The 17,533-nt window shown below is 72.0% G+C and carries 13 protein-coding genes; 4 read left to right on the top strand and 9 right to left on the bottom strand.

Annotated elements, in window-relative coordinates:
• Positions 1-13 precede the first annotated feature (13 nt).
• The gene (locus ACIP79_RS32530) at positions 14-703 is read left to right on the top strand and encodes a GntR family transcriptional regulator (protein WP_387187713.1); all 690 of its coding nucleotides are present in this window, start codon (positions 14-16) and stop codon (positions 701-703) included.
• Positions 704-742: 39 nt separating this feature from the next.
• Here ACIP79_RS32530 and ACIP79_RS32525 read toward each other — a convergent pair whose 3' ends face one another.
• A complete protein-coding gene (locus ACIP79_RS32525; protein WP_401228941.1) occupies positions 743-1,546 on the bottom strand; it encodes an acyl-CoA dehydrogenase family protein in 804 nt (267 codons plus the stop codon).
• A gap of 232 nt (positions 1,547-1,778) precedes the next feature.
• Between ACIP79_RS32525 and ACIP79_RS32520 the strand changes: the two genes are divergently transcribed.
• Positions 1,779-2,474, top strand: a complete 696-nt coding sequence (locus tag ACIP79_RS32520) for a GntR family transcriptional regulator (protein WP_401228938.1) — start codon at positions 1,779-1,781, stop codon at positions 2,472-2,474.
• Positions 2,475-2,556: 82 nt separating this feature from the next.
• Here ACIP79_RS32520 and ACIP79_RS32515 read toward each other — a convergent pair whose 3' ends face one another.
• From ACIP79_RS32515 to ACIP79_RS32495, 5 genes are all read right to left on the bottom strand, one after another.
• Positions 2,557-3,108: a beta-class carbonic anhydrase gene (locus ACIP79_RS32515; protein ID WP_401228935.1), complete on the bottom strand. Its 552-nt coding sequence runs from the start codon at positions 3,106-3,108 to the stop codon at positions 2,557-2,559.
• A 149-nt stretch (positions 3,109-3,257) separates the two neighbouring features.
• Complete coding sequence (locus ACIP79_RS32510) at positions 3,258-5,546, bottom strand: FdhF/YdeP family oxidoreductase (protein WP_401228932.1); 2,289 nt, start codon at positions 5,544-5,546, stop codon at positions 3,258-3,260.
• 219 nt (positions 5,547-5,765) lie between these two features.
• Complete coding sequence (gene frc / locus ACIP79_RS32505) at positions 5,766-6,998, bottom strand: formyl-CoA transferase (protein WP_401229226.1); 1,233 nt, start codon at positions 6,996-6,998, stop codon at positions 5,766-5,768.
• 160 nt (positions 6,999-7,158) lie between these two features.
• A complete protein-coding gene (locus ACIP79_RS32500) occupies positions 7,159-7,860 on the bottom strand; it encodes a response regulator (RefSeq protein WP_401228929.1) in 702 nt (233 codons plus the stop codon).
• Positions 7,845-9,326 carry a sensor histidine kinase gene (locus tag ACIP79_RS32495; protein ID WP_401229223.1) on the bottom strand — a complete coding sequence of 494 codons (1,482 nt, stop codon included), beginning with the start codon at positions 9,324-9,326 and terminating at the stop codon, positions 7,845-7,847. The genes ACIP79_RS32500 and ACIP79_RS32495 overlap by 16 nt, the downstream gene beginning before the upstream one ends.
• Positions 9,327-9,546: 220 nt before the next feature.
• Between ACIP79_RS32495 and ACIP79_RS32490 the strand changes: the two genes are divergently transcribed.
• Together ACIP79_RS32490 and ACIP79_RS32485 are read left to right on the top strand one after the other, a co-directional pair.
• Entirely contained in the window at positions 9,547-10,239 is a 693-nt protein-coding gene (locus tag ACIP79_RS32490; RefSeq protein WP_401228926.1) for an ABC transporter ATP-binding protein, read from the top strand.
• A complete protein-coding gene (locus ACIP79_RS32485; RefSeq protein WP_401228923.1) occupies positions 10,236-12,638 on the top strand; it encodes an ABC transporter permease in 2,403 nt (800 codons plus the stop codon). Before ACIP79_RS32490 ends, ACIP79_RS32485 begins: the two co-directional genes overlap by 4 nt.
• Before the next feature lie 28 nt (positions 12,639-12,666).
• On the opposite strand, the gene ACIP79_RS32480 is transcribed toward ACIP79_RS32485, so the two are convergent.
• Genes ACIP79_RS32480 through ACIP79_RS32470 form a run of 3 tightly spaced genes read right to left on the bottom strand, consistent with a single transcriptional unit; the run spans position 12,667 to position 17,529 of the window.
• A complete protein-coding gene (locus ACIP79_RS32480) occupies positions 12,667-14,310 on the bottom strand; it encodes a thiamine pyrophosphate-binding protein (RefSeq protein WP_401228921.1) in 1,644 nt (547 codons plus the stop codon).
• Positions 14,307-15,092: a cyclase family protein gene (locus ACIP79_RS32475; RefSeq protein WP_401228918.1), complete on the bottom strand. Its 786-nt coding sequence runs from the start codon at positions 15,090-15,092 to the stop codon at positions 14,307-14,309. Before ACIP79_RS32475 ends, ACIP79_RS32480 begins: the two co-directional genes overlap by 4 nt.
• 58 nt (positions 15,093-15,150) lie before the next feature.
• On the bottom strand, positions 15,151-17,529 hold the full coding sequence (locus tag ACIP79_RS32470; protein ID WP_401228915.1) for a bifunctional salicylyl-CoA 5-hydroxylase/oxidoreductase: 2,379 nt from the start codon (positions 17,527-17,529) through the stop codon (positions 15,151-15,153).
• Positions 17,530-17,533: the final 4 nt, after the last annotated feature.

The following is a 17,533-nucleotide window of genomic DNA, read 5'->3' as shown; positions in this document are numbered from 1 at the left end:
GAACGGGGCAACCATGCGCGAGGCACTCACGGCCGCCGCGTCCCGGCGCGTCACCCGCCCGGCACCGCTGCGCCAGGCCGTCTACGACGCCCTGACCGAACTGATCGTCAGCGGCTCCCTCAAGCCGGGCCAGCACCTCGTCGAGGCCGAGCTCGCCGAACACCTCGGCGTCAGCCGGCAGCCGGTCCGCGAGGCGCTGCAACGGCTCCAGACCAACGGCTGGGTCGACCTCCGCCCCGCCCAGGGCGCCTTCGTGCACTCCCCCACCGAGCTGGAGGCCGCCCAACTCCTCAGCGTCCGCGCGGTCCTTGAGACCTACTCGGCCCAGCTCGCCGCCGAGAACGCGAAGCCCCAGGACGTCGAGCGGCTCTGGGAGCTCCAGCAGGAGGGCGTCGACGCGCTCGCCGAGGGCGACGTCGAACGCCTCGTCGCGGCCAACACCGCACTGCACGCCTTCGTCACCTCCGTGGCCGACAACGCCGTACTGTCCGAGCTGATCTCGCTGGTGGGCCAGAAGGTGCGCTGGTACTACACCCCGATCGCCCAGCCCCGCGGCAAGGAGGCCTGGAACGAGCACTCCCAGCTCATCAAGGCCATCGCCAAGGGGGACGCGGACCGCGCGAGCGACGTCATGCGCAAGCACACCGAGCGCACCACCGACTTCTACCGCAAGCAGATCGCCGCCGGGGCCACCAAGGACTGACCGCGCGGGCGGCCCCGTCAGCGACATCACAGCCGGGCCTCAGGACGCCGCGAGGGAATCGGCGGCCTGCTGCGGAGCGGCCCGGAGCAGCACGTCGGACCCGGCCGGACCGATCGTCTCCGCGCCGGCCGCCGCCCGTAGTTCGAGCATCCATGGCACCACCGTGCGCAGCACGATGTCGAGCCCCGCGCCGTCCTGTCCGAGCATCACGTCGGCGGGAACCAGTACCGGGTCGGCGACCACCGTGGACGTGGCGCTGCCGCCGGGCCCCGCGCCGTCGGGTCGGGCGGGCACGTACAGGTCCGGGGCGTGTGCCGGAACCGCCCAGAGCGTCAGCCCCTCCGACGCCGTGAGCGGCCGGGAGGACCAGATGTAGCTGTCCGCCTCCCCCGCCGCGACCACTTGGTGCTTACGGGCCCGGAGCGCGACCACGTCACCGGTGCGGACGGCGGTGGAGCGTGCCGCCCAGAACTCCCCCGGCAGGCCCCGCGGGCCGGGACCGTCCTCGGCCAGGGCGAGACTGACGAGATGGCGTCCGGCGGCGATCTCGCCGCGGATCCAGGCGCCGCCGTGGGACTCGACGACGGCGACCGCCGCGTAGTGCGACTGGAGCACGGCCGCGGTCGCCGGACAGAGGCGGGCGGTCCTGGCCACCACCTCGGCGGCCTCCGGCAGCCCTCCTCCGGCGCCGCCGAATTCCGTGGAGACGGTGAGCCCCAGCAGCCCGGCGCGGCCGAGCGCCGTCACCGAGGCGCGGGGGAACCTCGACTCCGCGCCGACCGGCGCGGCGGCCGGCCCGACGACGGTGCTCAGGACTTCGGCGAGAGCGGTGCGGTACGACACGGGGTGACCCCCTCCTCGGGTGCGGCTCCGCCGGACGGCGGGGCGAACATGATTGCATACAGTATTCTGCATCCGCGTGAATACGCCAGGGGTGCGCGGCGGCCAATTGGCAGGAGGGGGGATTTCCTCGATTTCCGCGGCACGGACGGCGCCCGGTGTGGCTATTGCATACTAAAGTCAGTATCCCGAAGCCAATGGTTCGGGATCAGCAGTCCGACGACGGGGAGGGCCCTTGCCCGACACACCCAGCGTCGCGGCGCGCGGGCCGATAGTCCGGCCCGCGCCGCTGCGCCAGGCGGTCCACGACACCCTTACCGAGCTGATCATCAACGGCACCCTCAAACCGGGCCAGCACCTCGTCGAGGCCGAGCTCGCCGACCATCTCGGCGTCAGCCGCCAGCCCATCCGCGAGGCGCTGCAACGGCTGCACACCACCGGCTGGGTCGACCTGCGCCCGGCCCAGGGGGCGTTCGTGCACTCCCCCACCCCGGAGGAGTGCACCCAACTCCTCAGCGTCCGCGGCGTTCTGGAGACGCACTCCGCGCGGGGCGCCGCGGAGCACGCCACCCCGCGGGACGTCGAGCGGCTGTGGGAGCTCCAGCAGGTGGGGCTCACCGCCCTCGCGGCCGGCGACGCCCACGCCATCGTCGAGGCGAACGCCGCCCTGCACGGCCACATCACGCACCTCTCACGCAACGCGGTGCTCGCGGAACTCATCCCCCAGGTCGACCGGCGCGTGCGCTGGTACTACATGCCCATCGCCAAGCCCCGCGGCACGGACGCCTGGAGCGAACACGCGCGGATCATCCAGGCCATCGCCGACGGCGACCCCGAGCGTGCCGAACAGCTCATGGGCCGGCACACCCGGAACACCGCCGACTTCTACTGCGCGCAGATCGCCGCGGAGGCCGCCCGGCGCCCCGGGTGACCGCCGGCACCGCCGATCGCGCCCATCACCCATCGCCCGCCCGCCCGCCCGGCCGACCGCTCGCTCGCTCGCTCGCAGCGATTCAGTCCCCCGCGTCGATCTCCCGCAGCAGCCCCGTCGAGACGTCGAAGACGAAGCCCCGCACATCGTCGGTGTGCGGCAGGAACGGTGAGGTGCGCACGCGTCGCATCGACTGCCGTACGTCCTGGTCGACGTCCCGGAAGGCCTCGACGGCCCAGGCCGGCCGCTGCCCGACCTCCATCTCCAGCTCGACGCGGAATTCCTCGGTCAGGCTCTCCAGGCCGCAGCCGGTGTGGTGGATGAGGACCACGCTGCGGGTACCGAGGGCGCGTTGACTGATCGTCAGGGAGCGGATCGTGTCGTCGGTGACGACTCCGCCCGCGTTGCGCACGGTGTGGCAGTCGCCGAGTTCGAGGCCGAGCGCGGCGTGCAGGTCGATCCGGGCGTCCATGCAGGCGACGACCGCGACGCCCAGGACAGGGCGGGCGCCCATGCCGGGGTCGGTGAATCCGGCGGCGTACGCCCGGTTGGCCTCCACGAGCCGGTCGGTGACCGTCCCGCCGCCGGGGGCCGTGCCGGCGGGCTGGGCGAGTCGGGGTGCTGATGTCGACATGCTGGGCTACCTCACTCCGGTCGAGCGCCTGAGAAAGTTCCTGCCCGCCCACAGGTCCGCGCCCCGGCTTGGGACGCGGACCTGTATACGGTATGAAGTAGCCAGTATTCGCAAGCTCGCGACCTCTTGTCCAGAGGCCGTGCGCGGGTTCAGGCGGCCGCCGCGGGCTCCAGCCGTACGACGACGCCCTTCGACGTGGGGGTGTTGCTGATGTCGGCCACGCTGTCCAGGGGCACCAGCACGTTGGTCTCGGGGTAGTACGCCGCGGCCGACCCCGGGGTCGTCGGATAGGCGACCACCCGGAACCTCTCCGCGCGGCGTTCCACCCCGTCGTGCCACACGCTGACCAGGTCCACCTCGCTGCGGTCGGCGAGCCCGAGCGCCGCCAGGTCGGCGGGGTTGACGAGGACCACGCGGCGGCCGTTGTGGATGCCGCGGTAGCGGTCGTTCATGGCGTACGGGACGGTGTTCCACTGGTCGTGCGAGCGCAGCGTCTGGAGCAGCAGGTGGCCCGGGGGCGCGCTCAGCATCTCGAAGTCGTTGCAGGTGAAGACGGCTTTGCCGCTCGGGGTGGGGAACACGCCCTGGTTCACCGGGTTGGGGAGCCGGAAGCCGCCGGGCCGGTCGACCCGGGCGTTGAAGTCGTCGAAGCCGGGGACGACCCGGGAGATCCGGTCGCGGATCGTGCCGTAGTCCGCCTCGAACTTCTCCCAGGGGATGGCCGGTCGGTCGCCCAGGGTCCGCCGGGCCAGCCGCGCGATGATCGCCACCTCGCTGAGCAGGTGCGGTGAGGCGGGGTGCAGCCGGCCCCGGGAGGCGTGCACCTCGCTCATGGAGTCCTCGACGGTGATGAACTGCTCGACGCCCGCCTGGACGTCCCGGTCGCTGCGGCCCAGCGTGGGCAGGATCAGCGCGGTCTCGCCGCAGACGGTGTGCGAGCGGTTGAGCTTGGTGGAGATCTGCACGGTGAGGGTGCAGCGCCGCATCGCCCGCTCGGTGACGTCGCTGTCGGGCGTGGCCCGGATGAAGTTGCCCGCGACGCCGACGAAGACCTTGGCCTGGCCGTCCCGCATGGCCCGGATGGCGTTGACCGAGTCCAGGCCGTGCGCGGTGGGCGGGGTGAAGGCGAACTCGCGTTCCAGGGCGTCCAGGAAGCTCTGCGGCATGCGTTCCCAGATGCCCATGGTCCGGTCGCCCTGCACGTTGCTGTGCCCGCGCACCGGGCAGACGCCGGCGCCGGGCCTGCCTATGTTGCCGCGCAGCAGAAGGAAGTTGACGACCTCACGGATGGTGGGGACGGCGTGCTTCTGCTGGGTGAGCCCCATCGCCCAGCAGACGATGACGCTCTTCGCGCCGAGGACCCGCTCGCCCACCTCCTCGATCTCCTCGCGGGTGAGGCCGGTGGCTTCGAGGATGTCGTCCCAGTTCGCCTTGCGGGCCTGCGCGGCGAAAGACTCGAACCCGGTCGTGGACAAGTCGATGAACCCGTGGTCCAGGACGGTGCCCGGCGCGGCCTCCTCCGCCTCCAGGATCAGCAGGTTCAGCGCCTGGAAGAGGGCGAGGTCGCCGCCGGGTCGGATCTGGAGGAACTGGTCGGCTATCTCGGTGCCTCGGCCGACGATCCCGCGGGCCTTCTGCGGGTGCTTGAACCGCATCAGACCGGCCTCGGGCAGCGGGTTCACTGCGACGACGTGACCGCCGTTGCGCTTGGTCTCCTCCAGCGCGGTGAGCATCCGCGGGTGGTTGGTCCCCGGGTTCTGCCCGACCACGAACACGAGGTCGCAGTGGTGGATGTCGTCGAGGCTCACGCTGCCCTTGCCGATGCCGAGGGTCTCCCCCAACGCGGAACCGCTCGACTCGTGGCACATGTTGCTGCAGTCGGGCAGGTTGTTCGTGCCGTACGCGCGGGCGAAGAGCTGGAGGAGGAAGGCGGCCTCGTTGTTGAGCCGGCCCGAGGTGTAGAAGAGGGCTTCGTCGGGCGAGGCGAGAGCGCGCAGTCCCTCGGCGAGCAGCCCGAGCGCGTCGTCCCAGCCGATCGGCACGTAGTGGTCGGAGCCGGGCCGCTTGACCATGGGTTCGGTCAGCCGGCCCTGCTGGTTGAGCCAGTAGTCGGACTTCAGGCCCAGCTCGGACACCGGGTGTTCGCGGAAGAAGTCGGCGGTGACCCGGCGCGAGGTCGCCTCGTCGTTGATGTGCTTGGCGCCGTTCTCGCAGTACTCGTTCTTCGCCCGGTGGCCCGGCGCGGGTTCGGGCCAGGCGCAGCCGGGGCAGTCGAAGCCCTTGGTCTGATTGATGTTCAGCAGGGTCAGCGCGGTGCGCCGGACCGAGGTCTGGCCCAGCGAGTACTGGATCGCGTGGGTGACGGCGGGCAGTCCGGTCGCCCAGGTCTTGGGCGGCGTGACTTCGAGACGGTCTTCCGGGTCCTCGATGGTGCTCATGCTCTCGCCTGTGCCTCTCTGCCGCTCCCGCGCGCACGACGGATCCGGCGCCGCGACGGACGCCGGACTCCCGCCGGATCAGCTTCGGCCAGGCCGAGAGAAGTAGTCAAAGAGAGAACGACTTCTACGTCATAAGTGCCGCCTATCAAACCGGCGACACCCCCTCCGACCTGCTACGAAGGCAGGGATCGGACAGGTGGGGGGACGAGTGGGAGTCGGTCAGATCACACCCTGCGCCCTGAGCAGTGGCAGCTCCTCGCGCGAGAGGCCGAGTTCGTGGAGGTAGATCTCCTCGTTGTGCTCGCCGAGCAGCGGGGACCGCTCCACCTTGACCGGGGAGTCGGACAGTTTCAGCGGGTTGCCGACCGTGACGTACGTGCCGCGCTCGGGGTGCTCGACCTCCACGACGATCTCGTTGGCGGCGAGCGAGGGGTCCTCGATGATCTCCTTGGTGGACAGGACGGGGCCGCAGGGGATGTGGTGGGCGTTGAGCGCCTCCAGCACCAGCATCTTGGGCAGGGTCCGGGTCCACTCCTCGATGAGCTGGAACATCTTCGCCAGCTTGGGCAGCCGCGCCTCGGGGGTGGCCCACTCGGGATCCTCCGCGAGCTCGGGCCTGCCGATGAGTTCGCTGATCGGCTTCCAGCCGACGGGCTGCACGATCACGTACACGTAGTCGTTGGGGCCGCCGGGCGCGCACCGGACCGCCCAGCCGGGCTGGCCGCCGCCCGACGCGTTGCCCGAACGCGGCACCTCGTCGCCGAAGTCCTCGTTCGGGAACTCCGCGAGCGGGCCGTGCGCGAGCCGCTGCTGGTCGCGGAGCTTCACCCGGCAGAGGTTGAGCACGGCGTGCTGCATGGCCACGTTGACCCGCTGGCCGCGGCCGGTGTGGGTGCGCTGGAAGAGGGCGGCGAGGATGGCCGCCACCGCGTGCATACCGGTGCCCGAGTCGCCGATCTGCGCGCCGGTCGCCATCGGCGGCCCGTCCTCGAACCCGGTGGTCGACATCGAGCCGCCCATCGCCTGGGCGACGACCTCGTACGCCTTGTAGTTGGTGTACGGGCCTTCACCGAACCCCTTGATGGAGGCGTAGACGATACGGGGGTTCAGCTCGCGTATGCGGTCCCAGCTGAAGCCCATGCGGTCGATCGCGCCCGGCCCGAAGTTCTCGACCAGGACGTCGGAGGTGCGGATCAGCTCGGTGAGGATCTCCTTGCCGCGCTCGGACTTGGTGTTGAGGGTGATGCTGCGCTTGTTGCTGTTGAGCATCGTGAAGTAGAGGGAGTCGACGTCCGGGAGGTCGCGAAGCTGGCTGCGCGTGATGTCACCGGTCGGCGTCTCCAGCTTGACCACGTCGGCACCGAGCCAGGCGAGGATCTGGGTCGCGGACGGGCCGGACTGCACGTGCGTCATATCCAGGACGCGCACGCCCTCTAGAGCCTTCGTCATGATCGCCGCCTCACTTGTTCGTCGGCCGGTCCGGAACCCGCACCCGGGCCGACCCGGAATGTCGGAGCGAGTGTCCATACTGTAGATTGCATACCGTATGGAGTTGCTTCATGGTTGCGGCACGAGCGAGGGATGTCCAGAGGGCGCGGGGAAGATGCCCGCGTCAGCCGGTGCCCACCGGACCGCCCGGCGAGATCAGGCCGGTCTCGTAGGCGAGGACGACGGCCTGCACGCGGTCGCGCAGGTCCAGCTTCGAAAGGATGCGGCCGACGTGCGTCTTGACCGTCGTCGGACTGAGGAACAGCCGCTCCGCGAGCTCGGCGTTGCTGAGTCCCGTCGCCAGCAGCCGGAGCACTTCCAGCTCGCGCGGGGTCAGACCGGTGAGGTCGCGGTGGACGGTGGCCGCCCGGCTCTCCTCACGGTGGGCGAAGCGTTCGATCAGCCGGCGGGTGATCGCGGGCGCGAGCAGCGCGTCGCCGGACTGCACCAGGCGTACGGCGGCGACCAGATGCTCGGGGGTGACGTCCTTGAGCAGGAAGCCGCTGGCCCCGGCGGTGAGCGCAGCGTAGACGTAGTGGTCGAGGTCGTACGTCGTGAGGATGATGACCCGCGTCTCCCCCGGCCCCTCGCCGTCGAGGATCCGCCGGGTGGCCTCGATGCCGTCCATCCGCGGCATGCGGATGTCCATGAGGACGACGTCGGGCCGGGTGCGCCGGACGGCGGCGACCGCCTCGTCCCCGTCGGCCGCCTCGGCCGTCACCTCGATGCCGTCGGCGGCGAGGATCATCCCGAAACCCGTGCGCACCAGGGCCTGGTCGTCCGCGATGACGGCGCGCAGCGGCGGCCGGCTCACGCGGTCCGCCACGGGACGCGGGCCGTGACGCGGAATCCACCGGCGGGGGTCGGTCCGGCGGTGAGGTCACCGCCGTACACGGCGAGGCGTTCGCGCAACCCGATCAGGCCGCGGCCGGTGCCGTCCGCCGGGCGGGGGGCGTCCGCCGGGCGAACGGCGTCCGCCGGGCGGGAGCCGGTGCGGGTGCCGGTGCCAGGTCCAGGTCCAGTGCCGGTCGTGGTCCCGATGCCGGTCGTGGTCCCGGCTCCGGCTGCGGCTGCGGCTCCGGCTGCGGCTCCGGTGAGCGGGGCGTCGTATGCGGCGCCGTCGTCCATGACCTCGATCTCCAGGAAGTCGTCGGTGTGACCGATCGTCACGGAGGCTTCGGCGCCGGGTGCGTGTCTGATCGTGTTGGTCAGCGCCTCCTGCACCACGCGGTACGCCGTCAGCTCCACCCCCGGCGGCAGCGGGTCCGGCGGCAGGGACACCGCGACGCCCACCGGGGTCCCGGCCGCCCGTACCCGTTCGATCAGGGCGTCGAGCTGGGCGAGTCCGGGCTGGGGCTCCAGGCCGTCGGCGGGAGTGTCGACGCGGCCGGTGTCCGGGGAGGCCAACAGGCCCATCACATGCCGGAGTTCGGCCATCGCCGCCCTGCCGCCGGCCTCCACCGCCAACAGCGCCTCCTTCGACCGCTCCGGCGCCGCGTCCATCACCTTGCGCGCCGCCCCCGCCTGGATCACCATCACGCTCACATTGTGGGTGACGACGTCGTGCAACTCGGCGGCGATGCGGGCGCGTTCCTCCTCGACGGCCCGGCGCATCGCCTCCTCCTGCGCCTTCTGCAACCGCGTGAACCGGTCCCGGCTGGCAGCGAGCCGCCCCCGCGACAGCCGGACCAGACCGGCCAGCACCCCGGCGATCAGCAGCACGACCGCTGGACTCGACCACGCCGGGAGCATGGGCTCGGCCTCCCGGAACGCCAGACCGGCCAGTACGGCGGCGACGACCAGCCCGGCCAGCGCTCCCGCCCGGTAACGGCTGTACATGACCGCGCTGTAGGCGCCGATGACGATGGTGAGCACGTTGATCCAGGAGGCGTCGTCACCGATGGCCAGCGCCGCGCCGAGCACCACCGCGAACACACCGAGCGGATACCTGCGCATGGCCGCCAGCGGCAGCGCCGACAGGACGACCAGGGGCCAGGGCACGGCCGGGGGCTCCTCGTGCCCGAACTCCCCCCGGGGCCCGAACTCCCCGCGCGGCCAGAAGGGTTCAGGCGGTTCGGGAGGGACCGGCATCTCGAACCCGGTCTCCGGGGCGATGCGTACCGGTCCGTCGCCGGGATACCGCGCCGCCACGATCAGCGCCACCACCGTCAGTACGACCGCCAGCACCAGGTCCGCGCGCACCGCCCGCCGCGACAGCGGGGCCGACTTCGCCTCCGGCCGCAGCGCGTCGCACAGGTACTGCCACGCGCCGCGCCGGTCCTGCGTCTCCATCCCCATCCGCACATTGTGTGGTCCGCCCGCCCCGGCCGCGTCCGCCTTCACGACCAGGGCGCTGTCCCGGAGGCGTACTTCCCGGGGATGACCCCCTGGCCGGGTCCTCCGCGGGGAGGGCCGTATGTCGGTGCCGCGGCCGACGCGCCCCAACTGCCCCCGCCCCTAAGTTCGCTGGGCCCGGCAAGCCCCATCACGAACCCAGGGACGGACGACTCCCATGACCCAGGTGATCCAACTGGAGAGCGTGGCCAAGCGCTACGACGGCTCCGGCACGCCCGCGCTCGGACCGCTCACGCTCTCCGTGGCCAAGGGCGAGGCCCTCGCCGTGACCGGGCCGTCCGGCAGCGGCAAGTCCACGCTGCTGAACCTCGTCGCGGGTCTGGACAAGGCGACCGAGGGATCGGTGTCGGTGGCCGGCCGGCGGCTCGACGGTCTGAGCGAGCATGTGCTGGCCCGCTTCCGTCGTGAGCAGATCGGAATGGTGTTCCAGTTCTTCAACCTGCTCGACGACCTCACCGTCACCGACAACATCCAGCTCCCGGCCCAACTGGCGGGCAGCGCACGGCGGAAGACGGCGGCCCGCGCAGAGGAGCTGATGGAGACCCTGGGCATCCGCAGGCATGCCCGCGCCTACCCGGGGCGGCTCTCCGGCGGTGAGCGCCAACGGGTCGCGGTGGCACGGGCGTTGGTCAACCGGCCCGCGCTGCTGCTCGCCGACGAACCGACGGGCGCCCTCGACTCCGCGTCGGGCCAGGACGTACGGGAGTTGCTGGTGGACCTGCACCGCGGGGGGCAGACCATCGTGCTGGTCACGCACGATCCGGCGCTGGCGCAGGCGTGCGCGAGCCGCACGATTCACCTGGTCGACGGTCATCTCGCCCTGGACACCCGCGCGGAGGCCGTCCGATGAGCCGCTTCGGGACCGGCGCGCTCGGGCAGGTCGTACGCGCCGGGGTGGGCAGGCGGCGCGTGCAGACCGTGGTGATCGCCATCGCCACGATGATGGCGGTGGCCTCCGCCGTGGTCGCCGGATCACTCATGGTCGCGTCGAGCGCGCCCTTCGACCACGCCTTCGCGAAACAGCACGGACCGCACCTCACCGTGGAGTTCGACCCGGAGAGGGTGGGCACGGCGCGGCTCCGGGCGACCGGGGAGCTGGACGGTGTCACCGCGAGCGCGGGGCCGTTCCCGTCCACGGTGGTCAAGGCGACGGACTCCCAGGGCAGGAACCTGCCCGCGCTGACCCTCGTGGGCCGGTCGGGGCCGCGGGCCGACGTGGACGACCTGGACCTCAGATCGGGCCGGTGGGCGGCGAAGCAGGGCGAGGTCGTGCTGTCCGCGACGTTCGCAGGGCCCGCCTTCGAACTGGGCTCCACGTTGAAGATCTCGACCGATACCTCGACCGGTACCTCGGCGGGCACCTCGGACGACGAGGACGCCCGGACCCTGACGGTCGTCGGCCTCGCCGTGTCGGCCGGCAGGACCGCCGACGCGTGGGCGACTCCCGCGCAGGTCGGGGCCCTGACGTCGAAGGACACCCCGGTCACCCGGCAGATGCTGTACCGCTTCGACTCGGCCGGTTCGAAGAAGCAGATCGCCGCCGACCGCGACGTACTCGCCGCCGCCGTGCCCGCCGGGGCGCTGCTCGGCAGCACGTCCTACCTGGACACGAAGCGGGACGCCGACCAGGGCGCGGCGGCGACCATCCCCTTTCTCATGGCCTTCGGGGCGCTCGGCATCGTCATGTCGGTGATCATCGTGGGCAGTGTGGTCAGCGGGGCGGTCGGAACAGGTCTGCGCAGGATCGGCATCCTCAAGGCCATCGGCTTCACCCCGCGCGAGGTGGTCCGCGCGTACGTCGCCCAGGCGTTGGTGCCCTCGGTGGTGGGCATCGCGCTCGGGGTCGTGCTCGGGAACCTGCTGGCCGTACCGCTGCTGGAGGACACCGAACAGGCCTACGGCAGTGCGTCGTTGACGGTGGCCTGGTGGGTGGACGTCGTGGTGCCGGCCGCCGCGCTCGCCGTCGTCGGGATCGCGGCGCTCGTCCCGGCGCTGCGGGCCGGGAGGCTGCGTACGGTCGAGGCCATCGCGGTGGGCCGCGCGCCGCGCACGGGGCGTGGTCAGTGGGCCCACCGGGCGGCGGGGCGGCTGCCGTTGCCGCGGGCGGTGACCTACGGCCTCGCGAGCCCGTTCGCCCACCCGGTCCGTACTCTCGCGATGCTGCTCGCGGTGGCCTTCGGCACCGTCGCGGCGACGTTCGCGGTGGGGCTGACCGCGTCCCTGAACGCGGTCGGCAGTGCGGCCGATCCCGAGGAGAGCGCCGCGGTGACCGTGATCAGCGGCGGGCGGCATGCCGGTCCCGGCGAGCCCGTGGAGATCGGGGCCGAGGCCCCGACGGCCGACCCGGCGAAGGTGCGCGCCGCGATCGCGGGCCAGGAGGGCACCGCCTCGTCCTACGGGCTGGCCCGGGGCGAGGTGACAGTGGCCGGGATCTCCGGCGCGGTCCGGGCCAGCCTCTACGAGGGGGATCTGGGGGCCGGCGGTTACGAGATGATCGCCGGGCGCTGGATCAACGGCGCCGGCGAGGTCGTGGTGCCCACGGCGTTCCTGGAGCGGACCGGCACCGAGATCGGTGACACGGTGCGGGTGACGTACCAGAAGGACACCGAGACCCTGCGGATCGTCGGCGAGGCCTTCGACACCTCCGACGGCGGCCTGAACCTCCACGCGCACGTCGCGAGCTTCGCGGCGGCCGAGCCCGGACTCTTCCTCATCGGCCTGAAACCGGGGGTCTCCCCCGTCCAGTACGCCGAGGAACTCTCCTCGGCGGTCGGTCCGCTGGGCGCGGACGTGATGGTCAACTCCCCCTCGGAGGGCGAGAACATGATCCTCGTCCTGAACGCGATGGCCGTGCTCCTCACCCTCATGCTGGTGTCCGTCGCAGGCCTCGGCGTCCTCAACTCCGCGGTCCTCGACACCCGCGAGCGCGTCCACGACCTCGGCGTCTGCAAGGCCCTCGGCATGTCACCCCGCCAGACCGTGAGCCTCGTCCTCGCCTCGGTCACCGGCATCGGCGTACTCGGCGGCCTGATCGGCGTCCCCCTCGGCCACACCCTGCACGCCTACGTCCTCCCCGTCATGGGCCACGCCGCCGGCACCAACCTCCCCCCGTCGGTCCTCGACGTCTACGAACCCTGGCAACTCCTCCTCCTGGCCCTGGCCGGAATCACCATCGCCCTCCTCGGCGCCCTCCTACCGGCAGGCTGGGCAGCCAGAACCCGAACGGCTACCGCGCTGCGTACGGAGTAAGGGCCGGGCGCCTCTTCGGACAGCCCCCTCAGTGACCCCGGAACGCCTCCTCCAGCCACCAGGCTCCCTGGTCGCTGACGATCTTCGCGTCGATGAGGAGGGGGTTGGAGCGGGGGCCGGTCAGCCAGTGGCGTACGGGGCGGAGGTCGTCGGGGGTTTTGACGGTCACCGCCTCGAAGCCGTAGCCGCGGCCGATGGCGGCGATGTCGGTGGGCGGGAAGACGACCGTGTCGAGGGGGTGTCCGTCGGGGGCGAAGTGGTGGACCTCCGCTCCGTAGGCGTCGTCGTTGTAGACGATGACCACCATGGGGAGTCCGAGGCGCCGTACGGTGTCGAGTTCGGCGGCTCCCATCAGGGCGCCGCCGTCGCCGAGGGCGGCCACCGGCAGGCGGTCGGGGTGGGCGAGGGCGGCGCCGACGGCGGTCGCGAGGCCGAGGCCGATCGACTGGAACGCCTGGGTGAAGCAGAGCCCTTGGTGGTCGGGCACCGACAGGAACATGCTCGGGTAGCCCATGAAGTTTCCGGAGTCCACGCCGATCACCCGCTCGGCGGGAAGGAGGTCGTCGAGGGCGATGCTCAGCGTGCGCGGGTCGATCCGCTCCCGGGTGCCCGTGTCCTCGTAGGACACATCCCGCCAGCGCACGCGCGCGGCGATGGACGCCTCGACGGCGGCGGTCCGGTACCCCTGTCGCGGCCCGCCCACCGCTCCTTCGAGCGCACGCCGCGCGGTGAGTTCGACGTCTCCGGTGACACCGAGCCGCAGCGCCCGGTGCGCGCCGAGTGCCGACGGGTCGTCGTCGACCTGGACGACGGCCGTGTCGGGGCCGATGAGCCGGCCGTGCCGCATGGTCCACATGTTCAGGGCGCAGCCCCACCCCACGATCAGGTCCGCCCGCTCGATCAACTCGGCGGCCCGCGGCGAGGAGAAGCCGCCGGAGACGTCGAGCGACCACGGGCTGCCCTGGAACAGGCCGCGGGCGACGGCCGAGGTCGCGAGCAACGCGCCGTAGTGGTCGGCGAGTTCGACGAGCGCGTCCCGGCCGCCGAGGGTGCGCGCTCCCCGTCCGGCCACGAACACGGGCCGCCGGGCCTGTTCCAGCAGGGCCGTCAGCGCCGCCGTGCCGGCCGCCGACGGCTCGACCGCGGCCCGCGCGGCAGGCGGTTCGGCCCGGTCCAGCGCGCCTTCGGGCACGTCCAGAGCCTGTACGTGCAGCGGGAGGTTGAGGAGCACGGTCCGCCGCTCGTGCAGCGCCGTCCGTACGGCGGCACACGTCTCCTCGACCGCACCCTCGGCGGAGGTCACCCGGACCGGCACCGCGCCGACCGCGTGCGCCAACGCCTCCTGGTCCACATGGAAGTTGGACCTCGGCTCCGGGGCCTCGGCCGCCAACACCACCAGCGGGGTACGGCTCTTGGCGGCCTCGGTGACACCGGTGAGGGCGTTGGTCAGCCCGGGGCCCTGATGCACGCTCAGCGCCGCCACCGTGCCGCTCATCCGGGCGTACGCGTCGGCCATCGTCGCCGCCCCGCCCTCGTGCCGCGCGGCGACGAACCGCGCGCCCCCGGCCATCGCCCCGTTGGTGAGCCGGAAGTTGCCCGACCCGACGACACCGAAGACACGGTCGACCCCGGCCGCCGCCAGCGCCCTGCCGACGGCCTCCGCGACCTTCATGAACGCTCCACCAGAGCGAGCACCCGCGCGGGAGCACCGGATCCGGTGACGATGGGCAGCGGCCCCGCGATGACGACGGACCCGGTCGGCGGCAGCGCGCCCACGTTCCGGAGCTGCGTGAGACCGTACTTGCCGCCGCCCATGAGATAGGAGTGGCAGGGAAAGGCCGGGTCGAAGGAGTGCGCGGCACCGGCGTCCGTGCCCACCGTCTCCACGCCGAGGCCGATCACCGGCGACTGCTGCGCCACCCAGCGCGCGCACTCCGGGGACAGACCGGGCGTGTGCGGCCCGTTCTCGTCGGCGTTGAGGAACGGCTCCTGCGCGTGCGACCTGGCGTCCCAGCCGGTCCGCACCAGCAGCCAGCCGCCCTCGGGCAGCGGCCCGTACTCGGCCTCCCAGGCCTTCACATGGTCCACCTCGACGAGGAAGTCGGGGTCCCGCGCCGCCTCGGCGGAGAGGTCAAGCACCGCGGCCGGCGCGATCAGGCGGCGTGCGGGTACGGACGCCACGTCGTCGAGGTCTTTCCCGGTGACCCAGTGGTTCGGCGCGTCGAAGTGGGTGCCGGTGTGCTCACCGCTGCGGAAGTTGTTCCAGTACCAGGCCGGCCCCCGGTCGTCGTACCTGCTGATCTCCTCCAGTTCGAACACCGCGGTCTGGCCGAACTCGGGCGGCAGCTGGATCACCGGCGTGGACGCGGACAACGGCGAGGTGAGGTCGACGACTTCGACCGACCCGTCACGCAACGCGGCTACCAGGGCGGAGAGGACGGACGGCTCGGGCATGAGGACCTCCTGGCACGTGGACGGCGGCACCGGACCCGCCGGCACCGCGCGGTTCGCGTCACACCGAAGCCGGTTCGCGCGGCGGTGTCCAGCGCAAGTGAACGTTCCGGTCGGACTCCTCGGCCCGCAGCAGCGACAGCCGGGGCCGCACCGCGTCGGTGCGCGAGGTCGGCGGCCTGCGGCGCCCGGCGTCGAACTGCGCCGGCCACGGCGCCGCAGCGCCCCGGTACTCCTGCTCGGCCGCCGCGTGCAGGGTCCAGTGCGGGTCGTAGAGGTGGGTGCGGCCGAGGGCGCACAGGTCGGCGCGGCCTGCCAGCAGGATCGAGTTGACGTCGTCGTACGAGGCGATGGCGCCGACCGCGATGACCGCCGTACCGGTGGCCGCGGCGACCTCGTGGCGGATCCGGTCCGCGAACGGTGTCTGGTAGGAACGGCCGTACGCGGGGCGCTCGTTACCGGTCACCTGGCCCGAGGACACGTCGATGGCGTCCGCCCCGTGGGCGATGAAGGCGCGGGCGATCTCGACGGCGTCGTGCTCGGTGTTGCCGTCCGGCACCCAGTCGGTGGCCGAGACGCGCACGATCACCGGCCGCCCGGCGGGCCAGGCCGCGCGCACGGCGTCGAACACCTCCAGCGGGAAACGGAGCCGGTTCCCGAGCGGTCCGCCGTACTCGTCGGTGCGGTGGTTGGCCACCGGCGACAGGAAGGAGGACAGCAGATAGCCGTGCGCGCAGTGGAGTTCGAGCAGGTCGAACCCCGCCTCGGCGCCGCGCCGCGCCGCCCCGACGAAGTCCGCGAGGATCCGGTCGAGGTCGGCGCGGGTCAGCTCACGCGGAACGGCCGACCCGGGGCCGTACGGCAGCGGAGAGGGGCCGGTGACCTCCCAGTTCCCCTCCGGCAGCGGCTCGTCCATGCCCTCCCACATCAGCCGGGTGGAACCCTTGCGGCCCGCGTGGCCGAGCTGGAGGCCGATGCGCGCGGAGCTGCGGTCATGGACGAAGGAGACGATCCGCGCCCAGGAGTCCCGCTGTTCGTCGGTCCACAGTCCCGCGCAGCCCGGGGTGATCCGCCCCTCGGGCGAGGGGCAGACCATCTCCGTCATGACCAGCCCGGCGCCGCCCATCGCCTTGGAGCCGAGGTGGACGAGATGGAAGTCGCCGGGCACGCCGTCCACGGCCGAGTACATGTCCATCGGGGAGACGATCACCCGGTTCCGCAGCTCCAACTCCCCCAGCTTGAACGGCTGGAACATCGCCGGCACACGGTCGCCGCCGTCGATCCCCTGAGCCGCGGCGAAGGCCTCGTCGACCCGGCCGGCGAACTCCTCGTCACGGGCGCGGAGGTTGTCGTACGTGATGCGGCGCGAGCGGGTGAGCAGGTTGAAGCAGAACTGGGTCGGCTCCTGGTGGACGTACATGCCGATGTTCTCGAACCACTCGAGCGAGGCCTGCGCCGCCCGCTGGGTGGACTCGACCACGGGCCGCCGCTCGGTCTCGTAGGCGGTCAACGCCTCCTCCACGGAGGGGTGTTCGTGCAGGCAGGCGGCGAGGGCGAGGGAGTCCTCCATCGCCAGCTTGGTTCCCGAACCGATCGAGAAGTGCGCGGTGTGCGCGGCGTCGCCGACGAGGACGAGGTTGCCGTGGTGCCACCGTTCGTTGCGTACGGTCGTGAAGTCGAGCCACTTCGAGTTGTTGGCGAACACCTGGTGGCCGTCGAGTTCCCCGGCGAAGAGTTCGCGGACGCGGTCGACCGCCTGCTCGTCGGAGACTCCGGGCCCGAACTCGTCGTCCTCGGTGGCGTCGAACCCCGCGCGGCGCCAGACGTCCTCGCGCATCTCGACGATGAAGGTCGAGCCGGTGTCGGAGTAGGGGTAGCCGTGGACCTGCATGGTCCCCCACTCCGTCTCCTTGACGAAGAACTGGAATGCCTCGAAGACCCGGTCGGTGCCGAGCCACATGTACTTGTTGTGGCGGCGGTCCAGGGTGGGCCGGAAGACCTCCGAATGGGCGGACCGGACAAGGGAGTTCGCCCCGTCGGCGCCGACCACCAGGTCGTGGGAGCCGGTCAGGCCGTCCGGAGCCGAGGTGCGGAAGTGCACCAGGACCCCCAGGTCACGGCAGCGCTCCTGGAGCAGCCGGAGCAGTTCCCCTCGGCTCATGGCGGCGAAGCCCTGGCCGCCGACGGTGTGGCTCTCGCCGCCGAAGTGGATGTCGATGTCGGTCCAGCGGGCGAACCGCCGCCCCATGGCGTCGGCGAACTCGGTGTCGGCGTTCCCGATGCCGCCGAGCGTCTCGTCGGAGAAGACCACGCCGAAGCCGAAGGTGTCGTCGGAGGCGTTGCGCTCCCAGACGGTGACGTCGTGGGCCGGGTCGAGCTGTTTCATCAGCGCGGCGAAGTAGAGCCCGCCCGGTCCGCCGCCGACGATCGCGATCTTCAAGGGG

The organism is Streptomyces sp. NPDC088747, from assembly GCF_044751025.1.
In the GTDB taxonomy this organism is placed as follows: domain Bacteria; phylum Actinomycetota; class Actinomycetes; order Streptomycetales; family Streptomycetaceae; genus Streptomyces.
The sequence above is the reverse complement of the archived record's forward strand: the minus strand, read 5'-3'. Positions and strand labels throughout refer to the sequence as shown.